General features: G+C 71.4%; 13 protein-coding genes. 7 read left to right on the forward strand and 6 right to left on the reverse strand.

The window, feature by feature from the left end; all coding sequences use genetic code 11:
• Positions 1 to 164 precede the first annotated feature (164 nt).
• Together O3597_RS10960 and O3597_RS10965 are read left to right on the forward strand one after the other, a co-directional pair.
• Entirely contained in the window at positions 165 to 326 is a 162-nt protein-coding gene (locus O3597_RS10960) for a hypothetical protein (RefSeq protein WP_281604074.1), read from the forward strand.
• On the forward strand, positions 319 to 1521 hold the full coding sequence (locus O3597_RS10965; protein WP_281604075.1) for a helix-turn-helix domain-containing protein: 1203 nt from the start codon (positions 319 to 321) through the stop codon (positions 1519 to 1521). Before O3597_RS10960 ends, O3597_RS10965 begins: the two co-directional genes overlap by 8 nt.
• 314 nt (positions 1522 to 1835) lie before the next feature.
• On the opposite strand, the gene O3597_RS10970 is transcribed toward O3597_RS10965, so the two are convergent.
• The gene (locus O3597_RS10970) at positions 1836 to 3461 is read right to left on the reverse strand and encodes an anibiotic ABC transporter (RefSeq protein WP_281604076.1); all 1626 of its coding nucleotides are present in this window, start codon (positions 3459 to 3461) and stop codon (positions 1836 to 1838) included.
• Positions 3458 to 4378 carry an ABC transporter ATP-binding protein gene (locus O3597_RS10975; protein WP_164446934.1) on the reverse strand — a complete coding sequence of 307 codons (921 nt, stop codon included), beginning with the start codon at positions 4376 to 4378 and terminating at the stop codon, positions 3458 to 3460. Before O3597_RS10975 ends, O3597_RS10970 begins: the two co-directional genes overlap by 4 nt.
• 97 nt (positions 4379 to 4475) lie before the next feature.
• Here O3597_RS10975 and O3597_RS10980 point away from each other — a divergent pair, with 97 nt between their 5' ends.
• A complete protein-coding gene (locus O3597_RS10980; RefSeq protein WP_164446935.1) occupies positions 4476 to 5279 on the forward strand; it encodes a TetR family transcriptional regulator in 804 nt (267 codons plus the stop codon).
• 21 nt (positions 5280 to 5300) lie between these two features.
• Here the strand turns inward: O3597_RS10980 and O3597_RS10985 are convergent, their stop codons facing one another.
• Positions 5301 to 6626 carry a carbohydrate-binding domain-containing protein gene (locus O3597_RS10985; RefSeq protein WP_164446936.1) on the reverse strand — a complete coding sequence of 442 codons (1326 nt, stop codon included), beginning with the start codon at positions 6624 to 6626 and terminating at the stop codon, positions 5301 to 5303.
• A 140-nt stretch (positions 6627 to 6766) separates the two neighbouring features.
• The gene (glpK, locus tag O3597_RS10990; protein WP_281604077.1) at positions 6767 to 8284 is read right to left on the reverse strand and encodes a glycerol kinase GlpK; all 1518 of its coding nucleotides are present in this window, start codon (positions 8282 to 8284) and stop codon (positions 6767 to 6769) included.
• A gap of 222 nt (positions 8285 to 8506) precedes the next feature.
• Between glpK and O3597_RS10995 the strand changes: the two genes are divergently transcribed.
• Both O3597_RS10995 and O3597_RS11000 read left to right on the forward strand, forming a co-directional pair.
• The gene (locus O3597_RS10995; protein ID WP_281604078.1) at positions 8507 to 9379 is read left to right on the forward strand and encodes an SDR family oxidoreductase; all 873 of its coding nucleotides are present in this window, start codon (positions 8507 to 8509) and stop codon (positions 9377 to 9379) included.
• Positions 9380 to 9441: 62 nt separating this feature from the next.
• Complete coding sequence (locus O3597_RS11000) at positions 9442 to 9945, forward strand: ATP-binding protein (RefSeq protein WP_281604079.1); 504 nt, start codon at positions 9442 to 9444, stop codon at positions 9943 to 9945.
• A 21-nt stretch (positions 9946 to 9966) separates the two neighbouring features.
• Here O3597_RS11000 and O3597_RS11005 read toward each other — a convergent pair whose 3' ends face one another.
• Together O3597_RS11005 and O3597_RS11010 are read right to left on the reverse strand one after the other, a co-directional pair.
• Positions 9967 to 10287 carry a TraR/DksA family transcriptional regulator gene (locus O3597_RS11005; RefSeq protein WP_281604080.1) on the reverse strand — a complete coding sequence of 107 codons (321 nt, stop codon included), beginning with the start codon at positions 10285 to 10287 and terminating at the stop codon, positions 9967 to 9969.
• Positions 10284 to 10511, reverse strand: coding sequence for a hypothetical protein (locus tag O3597_RS11010; protein WP_281604081.1), 228 nt, complete (start codon positions 10509 to 10511; stop codon positions 10284 to 10286). Before O3597_RS11010 ends, O3597_RS11005 begins: the two co-directional genes overlap by 4 nt.
• A 227-nt stretch (positions 10512 to 10738) precedes the next feature.
• Here O3597_RS11010 and O3597_RS11015 point away from each other — a divergent pair, with 227 nt between their 5' ends.
• Together O3597_RS11015 and O3597_RS11020 are read left to right on the forward strand one after the other, a co-directional pair.
• Positions 10739 to 11182, forward strand: a complete 444-nt coding sequence (locus O3597_RS11015) for an SCP2 sterol-binding domain-containing protein (RefSeq protein WP_281604082.1) — start codon at positions 10739 to 10741, stop codon at positions 11180 to 11182.
• The gene (locus O3597_RS11020; RefSeq protein ID WP_281604083.1) at positions 11179 to 13245 is read left to right on the forward strand and encodes a glycogen debranching N-terminal domain-containing protein; all 2067 of its coding nucleotides are present in this window, start codon (positions 11179 to 11181) and stop codon (positions 13243 to 13245) included. The genes O3597_RS11015 and O3597_RS11020 overlap by 4 nt, the downstream gene beginning before the upstream one ends.
• Positions 13246 to 13256 lie beyond the last annotated feature (11 nt).

Consider the following 13256-nt stretch of genomic DNA (forward strand, 5'->3'; position numbering starts at 1 on the left):
ACAGCCGTTAGCTTTCCGTCACTTTCCGCTCACCCCATGCTGTGATCAGTGGCGGGAGCACTGCAAACAGTCGTCAGGGTAAATCGCGAACCCGCCTGTAGTCGGTGCGGTGGTAACGATCCTTGGTCTGATCAGGCCGTCGCACCCCTACCACGGAGGTGGGGATGAGCGGTAAGGACAACGCCGGTACGCCAGGTAGGGGCGAGCGGATCGAGGCGGCCGAGCGGGAAGCGGCGCGGCGTCGGGTGCTCGCCCAGACCGAGGCGGATCGGATACCGGTCGAGGAGACGACCCGGGCGGTGCCGGATCGGCGACGGCATGGGTGACGAGTTGCCGATCGGTCGGCGGGTGGCGTACTGGCGGGGGCGGCGACGGATGTCGCAGCAGGTGTTCGCCGACCGGCTGGGCAAGTCGAAGAGCTGGGTCGACAAGGTCGAGCGCGGTGCGCGGTCGCTGGACAAGGTGTCCACGATCGCGGAGATCGCCGCTGTGCTGCGGGTCGATCAGTCGGTGCTGCTGGGCCGCGACGTCCGTCCCGTCGCCGACAGCGAGCGGGCCGGCTCGGTGGAGCGGATCCGAGCGGCACTTGCGGCGTACGACATCGCGGTGGGCCGGCGGGTGCCGGACCGCGACGTGCCGGCGGCAGCTCAGGTGGCGCGCGGCGTGGCTTACGCCTGGACCACCTACCAGCACGCACGGTACCCCCAGTTGACCGACCTGCTGCCCGAGCTGATCAGCGGGGCGCAGCGCGGTCACGCCCGCGAGCTGGCGTCGGGGCGCGTGCCACTGGTGGAGGCGTACCGGATCGGCGCGGCACTGCTGACGAAGCTCGGTGAGACCGAGTTGGCCTGGTTGGCCGCCGACCGGGCGATGACGCTGGCGACCGGCGATGCTGTGCTGGTCGCCAGCGCGGCGGTGCAGCTCGGGGAGGTGTTGCGCGCCACCGGGCGGGCGCGATCGGCGGTGTCGACCGTGCGGACCGCCGCGTACCGCATCGCCCCGCCGGACCTCGACGGCGGCTCGTCGGCGCAGTTGTCCCTGTGCGGCACGCTGCTCGTGCAGGGCGCGTTGGCGGCAGCTGGCGACGGCGACGAGCGCGCCGCCGCCGACCTGCTCGACGAGGCCGCCGACCTGGCCGACCGGGTGGGCGACGGTCATGACCACCATCGCACCGCCTTCGGGCCCACCGCCGTCACCGCAGCACGGACAGTGGCGGCACTGGAGTTGGGCGACGCGGGTGAGGCGGTGGCCTGGCATCAGAGGGCGGTCCGACGCGACGGTTGGCGGTGGCTACCCGTCGAGCATCGCGCCGCCCACCTGATCGACGCCGCCCGAGCGCACCTGCACGCCCACGATCCCACCAGCGCGGCTCGGACCCTGCTGCAAGCCCAGAGCACCGCACCCGCTGAGGTACGGCACCGGCCCGCCGCCCGCGATCTGCTCGCCGAGGTGCTCCGGAGCCGGCACGCCCCGACGACGATCGTCCAGCTCGCCGCGGCCCTCAAGGTGCCGGCAACATAACCGCACCGCTGCTGTCCCTGGCCCAGATTCTCAACCGGCTCGCCCTCACGGCCCGCCGAACCCTCCGTGATCATGAATCGTCGGACGGCACCTGCCCGATCTGCCACACGGCGGACTGTGCCACGGCAGCCGCTGCGCGTGACGTCCTCGACGCCATCACCCAACTGCGCTGGCACCGCCTGGAGGTTCCGCCGCACATCGTGTCCCCCGTGGATCCCGGCCTGCTCCGCGCTGACCGGCACCCCGAGCACTGACCATGGCAGCGGCGTGTCGAGTCACTCGACTGCAAACGATCAAGCTCGGCTCAGGCCGCGTCAGGTGGGGGTGTCGCGGCGGCGGAAGGTGGTGAGGCCGAGGGCGAGCAGGGCGGCGGCTACGGCGGTCAGGACCACCAGGGGCAGGACGGTGACGTCGACGGCGGGCACCGACGGCACGTGGGTGTACGGGGAGAGGTTCAGCGCCGCCTGCGGCAGGTCCAGCGCGGCGCCCAACTGGCCGAGCAGCAGGAACACGATGAGCACCGCCCAGCTCGACGCGACCGACAGGCGCGGCAACGCGCCGAGCAGGGCGGTCACCACCCCGGCGACGACGAGCAGGGCCGGCAGCCGCAGCAGCGCGGCTCCGGTCAGGTCGACCGTCCAACCGACCGGGTCACCGACCGCCAGCCCGTACCCGAGGCCGGTGGTGGCACCGGCCAGCAGCATCAGCGCCAGCGCACCGAGCACGGCACCGGCCACCTGCGTTCCCAGCCACCGGTAGCGGCTGACGGCGGTGGCGAGCAGCGGTTCGAGGATGCCGTCGGACTCGTCACCGCGCACCCGCAGCAGGGCCTGCACCACGTACGCCCCGATGGTCAGGGCGAACAGCCCGAGCATCGCGGCCAGGAAGGCGTCGACCAGTTCGGCACCGCCGCCGAGTTGGGCGATCGCCTCGGCGGCGGCCGGGTTGTCGGCGATCATCTCGTCGACCTCGTTGCCGGCCAGCCCCATGGCGAGGCCGAGCACCGCCACCGCGACCGCCCAGCCGGTCAACGCGCCCCGGTGCAGCCGCCAGGTCAGCCCGGCCGGGCTGAGCAGTCCGGCACTGGCGCGGGCCGGCCCGCGGCGGGCGGCGAGCAGTCCGGCGCCGAGGTCGCGCCGTTCGGCGAGCGCGTACGCCCCGGCGACCCCGGCGACCAGCACGGCGACCGGTAGCGCGAGAACCCACCACCGCTCGTCGTCGAAGGCACGGATCTGGGTGCCCCAGCCCAGTGGCGACAACCAGGTCGGCCAGGCGCTGTCCAGGCGCACCCCGTCGGCGGCGGGCTGACCGAGAACGTCACCGGTGGCGCGCAGCAGGAACGCCACCCCGACCGTGGCCGAGGCGAGGGCGTTGGCGCCTCGGGAGGTCACCGAGAGCTGGGCGGTGACGGCGGCCACGCCGGTGAAGGCGAGGCCGACCCCGGCGATCGCCGCGGCGGCGGCCACCGAGCCGGCGGCCGGCAGGCCGGCACCGACGAAGGCGAGCGCGAGCAGCAACCCGGACAGCACGTTGGCGCCGACCACGACGACCAGGGCCGCGGTGAGCAGCGCGTACCGGCCGACGGCGGCGGCACCGAGCAGCTCCGCGGGGCCGGTTTCCTCGTTCTGCCGGGTGTGCCGGACCACCGCGAAGGTGCTCAGCAACGCGGCGAGCACGGCCAGGGTGAGGTACGTCTCGGTGACCACCACGGCTCCGAGGTCGGTGCTGGCCACCGGGCCGTTGAAGGCACGGGCGACGACGCTGGTGTTGGCCACCTCGGCGTACCCGATGCGGTTCTGCTCCTCGGGGTAGATGCTGGCCACGCTCTCGGCGAGGGCGTAGCCGATCAGCGGGCTGCCGAGCGTCCAGATGGCCAGGCGGATGCGGTCCCGACGCAGGGCGAGCCGGGTGAGTCGGCCGGTGCCGGTGAAGGCGCTCATCGGGTGCCTCCGGCCGGCGCCTGCCGGTCTGAGTCGATGGTCTCGCCGTAGTGCCGCAGGAAGAGTTCCTCCAGGGTGGGCGGTGTGCTGGTCAACGCGCGGACCTCGAAGCGGACCAGGTGGGTCAGGAGCGCGTCGAGGTGCTCGGGCTCGACCTCCAGGCGGACGCGACCGTCGACGGGGCGGACCTCGTGCACGCCGGGCAGCTCGGTCAGGCCGGTCACCGGCCGTCCGGTCTCGACGGTGACGGTGGTACGCGCCAGGTGGCGCAGCTCGGACAGGGTGCCGGACTCGACGATCCGGCCCTCCCGGATGATGCTGACCCGGTCGCAGAGCGCCTCGACCTCGGCCAGCACGTGGCTGGAGAGCAGGACGCTCGCGCCGCCCTGGGTGAGCTGCCGGACCTCCTCCTGGAACACCGCCTCCATCAGCGGGTCCAGCCCGGAGGTGGGCTCGTCCAGCACGTACAGCTCGACGTCGCTGGCGAAGGCGGCGACGATGGCGACCTTCTGCCGGTTGCCCTTGGAGTAGGTGCGGCACTTCTTCGTCGGGTCCAGGTCGAAGCGACGCAGCAGTTCGTCGCGGCGACGCGGGTCCAGCCCGCCGCGCAACGCACCGAACAGGTCGATCGCCTCTCCGCCGGACAGGTTGGGCCAGAGGTTGACGTCACCCGGCACGTAGGCCAGCCGCCGGTGCAGCGCGACCGCGTCCCGCCACGGGTCCCCACCCAGGAGGCGAACCTGCCCGGAGTCCCGGCGCAGCAGGCCGAGCAGGATCCGGATGGTGGTGGACTTGCCCGAGCCGTTGGGTCCGAGGAATCCGTGCACCTCCCCCGGTTCCACCGTCAGGTCGAGCCCGTCAAGTGCGCGTACGCCGCCGAAGGTCTTGACGAGGTTCTCGATGGCGATCACGGACATGGACGCCTCCTGTCGTTGCCGGTGTCTGCCACTGACCGATGGTAAGGGGTACCGCACAGCCACCGTCCGGCGGTCAGGAGCGACTACGCTGAACGCCATGACCTGCGCGGAGACCGACGGCACCCGCAGTCGGATCCTGCGCGCCGCGCTGGACCTCTTCGCCGAGCAGGGCTACCAACGCACCTCGCTGCGGCAGATCGCCGAACGGTTGCGGCTGACCAAGGCCGCCATCCTCTACCACTTCCCCAGCAAGGTGCATCTGCTCGCCGCACTCGCCGAGCCGTTGATCCGCGACCTGGAGGCACTGCTGGACACCGCCGGGTCGCTGCCCGGCCGGCAGGCGAGATGGACGCTGCTGGAGGGCTGGGTGGACACCATGCTCGCGCACCGCGGCCCACTCGGCATGCTCTTTCACGACCTCGCGCTCGTCGACCGGGGCAGCACGTACCACCGCCTGATGCAGATCGCCATGCGGGCCAACGAGATCGTCGCCGGTCCGGACGCCGGACGCCGGGATCGGGTCCGGGCGGTCCAGGCCATCGCCATGTGCAGCGACCCGGTGGTGTTCATGATCGACGTTCCCGCGTCGGTACTGAGGGCGGACATGCTGGACGGCGTCTGCCGGCTGCTGGGTGAGACGCCGCCCGGCGAACAGCGGCCGGTCGCCCGCACCACGACGGCGACCGATCCGGCCGCCGGCGCCGCGCCGCCCGGGCGGGTGGGTCGGCGGCGGCCGGGCCGCCCCCGTTCGCTGAGCCCGGAACAGGTGCGCGCCGCCCGTCGGATGCATCTGGCGGGCACCCACTCGGCCGACGAGATCGCCGCCGAGTTCGGTGTCTCGCGCGCCACCGTCTACCGCCACCTCGACGCGGACCACGATAACGAGACAATTACAAGATAGTTGTGAGACCTCGCCGGGTGGTCACCGGACCAGGCCGATCCCGGCGTACGTCCGCTCGTACGCCGGGAACTCCTCGTCGGTGTGCGGCGCGTAGATCCAGGTACGCAGGGAGTCGGCCGTGGTGTCGATCTCCACCAGCCGCACCGGGTTGGTACTGCGGGAGTGGAACGTCTGCAGGAAGGAGTAGATCCGGTTGCCGTGCACTCCGGTGTCCACCCGGGACGCCGCCGTGCCGGTGTGCCCGGAGAAGACGAACCGGATGTTCGGGTACCGCCGCACGAGATTGTCGAAGACGTACTGCGGACTGGTCGAACCGTAGCCGGCCGACCGACCGATCGAGGCGTCGCTCTCCAGGTGGTGATGGGTGACGATCACGACGTTGTGCCGGGGATGGGCCGCCACGACCGCCTTCGCCCAGTCGACGGCCGCCCGGCGCGGCCACAGTTCCAGGCTCAGCACCAGCCACCGCACTCCACCGGCGGTGTAGGTGGCATAGGCGTTGTCCACCTTGCCCGCCTCGAACTGGCCACCCACCGCGCCGAACCGCCCGGCGGTGAAGTACCTGTTGAACACTGTCGTGTCGCGCAGCAACTGTCCGGCGGGACTGCGCAGTTCCCCGCCCGGCCCGGCGGCCTGGGTGTCGTGGTTGCCGACGGCGAGGGTGTACGGCAGGCCGGCCGTCTCCAACGGACGCAGCGCGGCGCGGGCCCGGTCGTACTGCGCGTGGTCGGGAGTGTCGTAGTTGACCACATCGCCGGAGTGCGTGACGAACCGCAGGTCGAGAGTGGTGCGCTGGGCGACCAGCCAGTCGACGCGCTGACGCAGTCGGGTGTCGCGGGCGCTCAGCACCTCCTCCTGCGTGTCCGGCACCACGGCGAAGGTGAAGCGCGGGTCGACCGCCGGAGGCGGCTGCGTCCACACGGACGCCAGGTGCGCGTTGCGGTCACACGCGCCGGTGTACCGGTCGTTGACCAGCTCGATCCGGACGTCGTGCGTACCGTCCGGCAGCTCGGCACCGACCGGATAGCCGCCATAGTCGGTGGCGCTGGTCACGGTGACCTCGCCGACCAGCGCGCCGCCGACCCTGACCCGCAGGGTCGGCCAGCCGTCGCAGTGGTCGCCGATCGCACCGACGACCAGCCGTCCGGCGCCCCGCACGACGATCGTCGCGTAGCTGGCGTTGTGCCACAGCGTGGCGTGGGTGCCCGAGGACGGCCGGGGCGTGCCCGTGGCGGCTTGGATCGAACCGTTGACCACGGTGAACGGTGACGCCGCGTGCGCCGCGCCGGCCGGTACGCCGGCCGACAGGACGACCACGACCGCCATGATCGCGCGCGTGATCCGCATGGATGCCCTCCCTGTGCCACCTCCGGCAGCTGCCGGACATCGGGATGCTAAGGCAGACCGACCGGGCATTCCGGTACCGAAACATCGACACGCAGTGACGTTTACCTTGACGAAACGTGACAGGGGGCGCGGCGGATCGATCAGCCGACGTCGACCCAGTCGAGCGTGCGTTGCACCGCCTTGCGCCAGCCGGCGTAACCGGTGGCCCGCTGTTCGGGCGACCAGGACGGCTGCCAGCGCCGGCTCTCGTTCCAGTTCTCCCGCAGTTCGTCGGTGTCCCGCCAGAATCCGACGGCCAGTCCGGCGGCATAGGCCGCGCCGAGGGCCGTGGTCTCGGCGACCACGGGCCGGCTCACCGGCACGCCGAGGATGTCCGCCTGCAACTGCATGCACAGGTCGTTGACGGTGACCCCACCGTCGACCTTGAGGCACTCCAGCGACACGCCCGAGTCGCGCGCCATGGCCTCGGCCACGTCGCGGCTCTGGTAGCAGATCGCTTCCAGGGTCGCCCGGGCGATGTGCGCGTCGGTGTTGTAGCGGGACAGGCCGACGATCGCGCCCCGGGCGTCGGATCGCCAGTACGGGGCGAACAGACCGGAGAAGGCCGGTACGAAGTAGACCCCACCATTGTCGTCGACCTGGCGGGCGAGGTCCTCGCTCTGCGCCGCACTGCTGATGATCTTCAACTGGTCGCGGAGCCACTGCACGGCCGAACCGGTGACGGCGATGGAACCTTCGAGCGCGTAGACCGGCGACTGGCCGGCGAACTGGTAGCACACGGTGGTGAGCAGTCCGGCCTCGGAGCGGACGATCTCCGGTCCGGTGTTCAACAGCAGGAAATTGCCCGTACCGTAGGTGTTCTTCGCCTCGCCCGGGGCGAAGCAGACCTGACCGACGGTGGCCGCCTGTTGGTCACCCAGATCCCCGGTGATCGGGACGGGGCCGGCGAACGGGCCGTTGGGCAGGGTGACGCCGTAGGCGTCCGGGTCGGAGGACGGGACGATCCGGGGCAGCATGGCGCGCGGGATGCCGAAGATGGACAGCAGTTCGTCGTCCCAGTCCAGCGTCTCCAGGTTCATCAGCATGGTCCGGCTGGCGTTCGTGGGGTCGGTGACGTGGATGCCGCCGTCGGTACCACCGGTCAGGTGCCACAGCAACCAGGTGTCGGTGTTGCCGAAGATCGCCTCACCGCGTTCGGCGGCCGCCCGAACCCCGTCGACGTGCTCCAGGATCCACTGGATCTTGCCGCCCGAGAAGTAGGTCGCCGGCGGCAGGCCGGCCTTGCGCCGGATGATCTCGCCGCGCCCGTCACGCTCCAACGCCGAGGCGATCCGATCGGTCCGGGTGTCCTGCCAGACGATGGCGTTGTAGTACGGCCGGCCGGTGCGCCGGTTCCACACCACCGTCGTCTCCCGCTGGTTGGTGACACCGAGAGCCGCCAGGTCACCCGCGGCGAGGCTATGCGTGTTCAGCGCCGTGCGTACGACCGTCTGGGTGCGTTCCCAGATCTCCAGCGGATTGTGCTCGACCCAGCCGGCGCGCGGCAGGATCTGCTGGTGTTCGAGCTGGTGGCGGCCGACCTCGTTGCCACCGTGGTCGAAGATCATGAACCGGGTGCTGGTGGTGCCCTGGTCCACGGCGCCGACGAAGTCAGCCATGCGTTCTCCTTGTCCTGGTCCTCGCTGTGGGTGCGGCGTGCGGCCTCGGGTAGATCCTTCCCGATCTCCGCGTCGCTTACCACGAACGGTTGGCGCGGCCGGCGGGGAGGGCGTGCCCGCCGGGCGCGGCGGCACCGGGTGGGAGGGCCGGCGGATGCCCGGTAGCGTTCGGCAGACCACCACTGGGTCGCCGCTGGCGGCGACCGGGAGCAGGAGCGCAACATGCGGTTAGAGCTACGCGACCGGACCATCCTGATCACCGGAGCGGCGCGGGGTATCGGCGCCCAACTGGCCCGGGCGGCCGCCGCCCGGGGCGCCCGGGTCGCCCTGGTCGGCCTGGAACCGGCGCCGTTGCGGCAGGTCGCCGCCGAGGTGGGCGGGCACTGGTACGAGTGCGACGTCACCGACCAGGCGGGCCTCGACGACGCGGTCGCCTCGACCGTGCAGCGTTACGGCGGCATCGACGTGGTGGTGGCCAACGCAGGCATCGCCAACATCGGCACCGTGTCCACCGGCCCGGTCGACGCCCTGGCCCGCACCATCGAGGTGAACCTGACCGGGGTGGTCCGCACGGTCAGCGCGGCGCTGCCGCACGTGCGCGCCGCCCGGGGCCACGTCCTGATCGTGTCGTCGGCGGCGGCCTTCGCCGCCATGCCCGGGATGGCCGCGTACTGCGCGTCGAAGGCCGGGGTCGAACAGTTCGGCAACGTGCTGCGGCTGGAGAACCGCCGGCGAGGGCTGACCGTGGGCACCGCCCACCCGATCTGGATCGACACCGACCTGGTGCGCGACATCCGGGACGACCTCGCCTCGTTCCACACCGCGCAGCGCAAGCTGCCCTGGCCGCTGAACACGACGGTCAGCGTCGAACGGTGCGCCGAGGCACTGCTGCGCGGCATCGAAGCTCGTCGACGCAAGGTCTACGTGCCACGGTCCATCGCCCTGGTCCAGGCGCTGCGCCCGGTGGTGCTCAGTGGGTTCGCCGACCGGCTGATCGACCGGTTCGGCGGCGCGGAGCTGGCCGAGCGGATGGAGGCGGAGGTACACCGTCTCGGCCGGTCCTTCGGTCGGACGTCGGTGGAGGGCGGCCAGTAGCGTCCGGATGGTTGCCCCTCGGCAAAGGTCGCGGATGTTCCTGGACGACGTAATCTGCCTGCATGAACAACCTCGGCCCGTCGGACGCCCGGGATTCCCGCGACCCGTCACCCGGCGGCGACGAGGCCACTCCCCTGCTGTCCGAGACATTCACCGCACAGACGGTGACGGCGCTGCGGCACCTGCTCACCGCCCGGGTGACCGCCGCCGGCCTCACCGGCGACGTGGCCGAGGATCTCGTCCTGGCCGTGCACGAACTGGTCACCAACGCCGTGCTGCACGGCGGGGGCCGCGGGCGACTCGACCTGTTCCAGCGGGCCGACCTGCTCGTCTGTGAGGTCACCGATCACGGGCACGAGCGGGGCGCGGACCTGCCGGTGAACCTGCCGGCGACGAACACCCCGGGCGGCCGAGGTCTCTGGCTCGCCCATCACCTGACCGGAGCGCTGACGCTGACCCGCCGGCCCGATGGTCTGACCGCGACCGTCACCGCCAATCTGCGCGTCGAGCCGTCCGCGGTGACCGGATCGCCCGAGGTGTCCACGGACCGGCCGTCGCATCCGTGAGGCCGACGGCCGGTCCACCGGTCAGCCGTTCTGCTTCTGCTGGCACGGCACGCAGAACCGCGCGTGCGGCAGGATCTCCAGGCGTTCCCGGGGAATGTCCGTTCCGCACCGCTCGCACCTGCCGTAGCCACCGGCGGTGAGGCGCCGCAGCGCCCCGGCGATCTGGTCGAGGCTCAGCCGGGTGGCGGCGATCAGCGCGGCATTCGTGTGCGCCTCCCCGGGATCCCCGGTGTCGGCCGTCAACTCGGTCAGCCGGGCGGTCTGGGCCGCGAACTCGTGGTGCAGTGTCGTTTCGAGTTCGCTGATCCACTGCTGGTCGTGGCTGTCGGTCCGTTCGCTCATGTCGGTTCCCTCTCCGGAAAAAGAAAAAGGGCCGAAGCGGTGCGCTTCGCCCTTGCCGTCACGTGTCCGTGCACGATGTCCGGAGGGCTGCGACCGGCGGGGCGCGGCTGGCCGTGACCGGTCGGTGCCGGGAACCGGGGCGCCGGAGTGGCCGCGCCCGGCACGCGCAGCCCGGCCGCCGCCGGGACGGCAGCGGCCTGGCTGAGCAGCACGGCGGTTCGCATCGGACCACCATAGGCGGCGGCCAGCCGGAAACCAACGCCGATCTCCGACGCACGGCTCGGAGGCCGGGGCCCACCTGAAGGTGGACCAGTAGTACGGACCAGCACCAGAGCGGATCAAAGCCGCTAAGGTGACCGTGGCGGAGGAGTTGACCGGCGCTTCGCCGCCGGCTCGGGCCGCCCCGGCACCCAGCCCTCGTCGGCCGGGCACGGCCCGCAGGAGGTCCGGGATGTCGGAGGCGGTGCGCGACTTCTTCGACGGTCTCACCAGGGGTGGGGGGCTGATGCTGCGGCAGGTCTCCGGCACCGTGCGTTTCGACCTGGCCTATCCCGACCGGGTCGACCACTGGCTGGTCAGCATCGACCAGGGCCGGATCACGGTGTCGCGTGACGACGTACCGGATGTGGACACGGTGATCCGGGCCGACGCGCAGTTGTTTCTCCGGATGACCCGCGGCGAGGTCAAGCCGCTGTCGGCGTGGCTGCGCAACGACTTCACCGCCGACGGCGAGTTCCGGTTCGTCATCATGCTGGAGCGCCTGTTCGCACCGCCGCCCCACGCCCGCCACCCGCGGGAGGTGGCCGCCCACCGCAATCACCGGGCGCTGGCCGATCCTGGACAGCCGTCGCCGCACGACGCGGTCCCCCCGACCGGTGAGGGGGAGCAGCGGTGAGGAAACTCGTCCGCATCCTCGACGGCAACATCTTCGCGTTGAGCGAGGACAACGGCGACATGGACTTCAGTCCCACCAATCCGGCCGGGTTCTTCGCCTTCGACACCCGCTTCCTGTCCACCTGGCGGTTGCGGCTCGACGGGGAACGGCTGCACCCACTGGCTGTGCACGATCCGAGTTACTACAAGATCCGGTTCTTCCTGGTGCCCGGTCATCCGACCCACTACGTCGACGCGAAGGTCTCGATGATCCGCGACCGGTGGATCTCCGACAGCGCCTTCGTCGAACACCTCACCGTGCTCAACCACACCAACGGCCCCGTCGACTACGTGCTGCGCATCGACGTGGACAGCGACTTCGCCCCGGTCTACGACGTCATCTGGCCGCACGCGTCGGCGCTGCGCGGCTACCGCGAGGTCTCGGCGGACGGCCTGCGGCTCGGCTACCGGCGGGAGAAGTTCCACCGGGTCACCGACGTCTCGGCAAGCGAGCCGGCGGAGTTCGACGAGCACGGGCTGACCTTCCGGATCCGGGTCGACCGGCAGGGCCGGTGGAGCACGACCCTGCGGGTGCGGGCGCTGGTGCTGCGTCCGGACGGCGCGGACGTGCGGGAGCGGCTGCGGCACCCGCGCGGCAAGCTGGGCACCGAGTTGCGCCACGACCTGAGTGATTGGATCGCCGAGGCCCCCCGGCTGTACTGCGACTGGGAGTCGCTGTGCACGACCTACCGACGCGGGCTGATGGACCTCGCCGGCCTGCGTTTCTCTCCGCTGGCGCTGCCGCACGAGACCATGCTCGCCGCCGGGTTGCCCTGGTCGGCCACCATCATCGGCCGCGACAACCTGCTCACCTGTTACCAGACCCTGCCGTTCGTTCCCCGGATGGCGGCGACCACGCTGCGCCTGCTCGCCATGGACCAGGGCACGGTGCTCGACGACTTCCGGGACGAGGAACCCGGCAAGATCCTCAACGAGTTCCGATACGGGGAGATGGCCGCCTTCGAGCAGCGTCCCCAGTCACCGTATTACGGCGGAGCGGACGTGACGCCCCTGTTCGTCGTGCTGCTCGACGAGTACGAGCGCTGGACCGGCGACGCCTCGCTGGTGCGCGATCTGGAGGACGCCGCCCGCGCGGCGCTGAACTGGATCGACGAGTACGGCGACCTGCGCGGCGACGGCTACCTCTGGTACCAGCCGCGAAACGACGCGAGCGGGGCGCAGAACCACTGCTGGAAGGACTCGCCGGAGGCCATCTGTTACCGGGACGGCCGGCTGCCGGGGCTGCCGCGCGCCACCTGCGAGTTGCAGGGCTACGCGTACGACGCCAAGCGGCGCGGAGCCCGACTGGCCCGCGAGTTCTGGGGCGACCCGGCGTACGCCGACCGCCTGGAACGACAGGCCGAGGAGCTCAAGCGGCGGTTCAACCGCGACTTCTGGATCGACGGAGGTGAGTATTTCGCGCTGGCACTCGGCCCCGACGGTGACCAGGTGGACGCGCTGGCGTCGAACATGGGACACCTGCTGTGGAGTGGCATCGTGGACGACTCCCGGGCCGCCGCCGTCGCCGGTCACCTGCTCGGGCCACGGCTGTTCTCCGGCTGGGGGGTCCGGACGCTGGCCACCGGGCAGGCCAGCTACAACCCGCTCGGTTACCACGTGGGTACGGTCTGGCCGTTCGACAACTCGCTGATCGCCTGCGGGCTGCGCCACTACGGCTTCGTCGAGGAGGCGGGAAAGATCGCGGAGTCCGTCATCGAGGCGTCCCAGCACTTCGCCGGACGGATGCCGGAGGCCTTCGCCGGCTACGACCGCGAACTGACCCGGTACCCGGTGCCGTACCCGGCCGCCAACAGCCCACAGGCCTCCGCGACCGGCGCCACGTTCCTGCTGCTGCGCAGCCTGCTCGGCCTGGAGCCCTACGGCGAGCACCTGGTGGTGCACCCGGCGCTTCCCGCACGCTTCGGCCGGATCGAACTGCTGAACATCCCGGGCCGGTGGGGACGCAAGGACGCGATCGGCAACGCGCGGGCGGGCAGGCCGGTGGCGCACAGTGGCGACAGGTGAGCCCGGGCGGA

Source organism: Verrucosispora sp. WMMA2044 (assembly GCF_027497155.1).
GTDB classification, from domain to species: domain Bacteria; phylum Actinomycetota; class Actinomycetes; order Mycobacteriales; family Micromonosporaceae; genus Micromonospora; species Micromonospora palythoicola.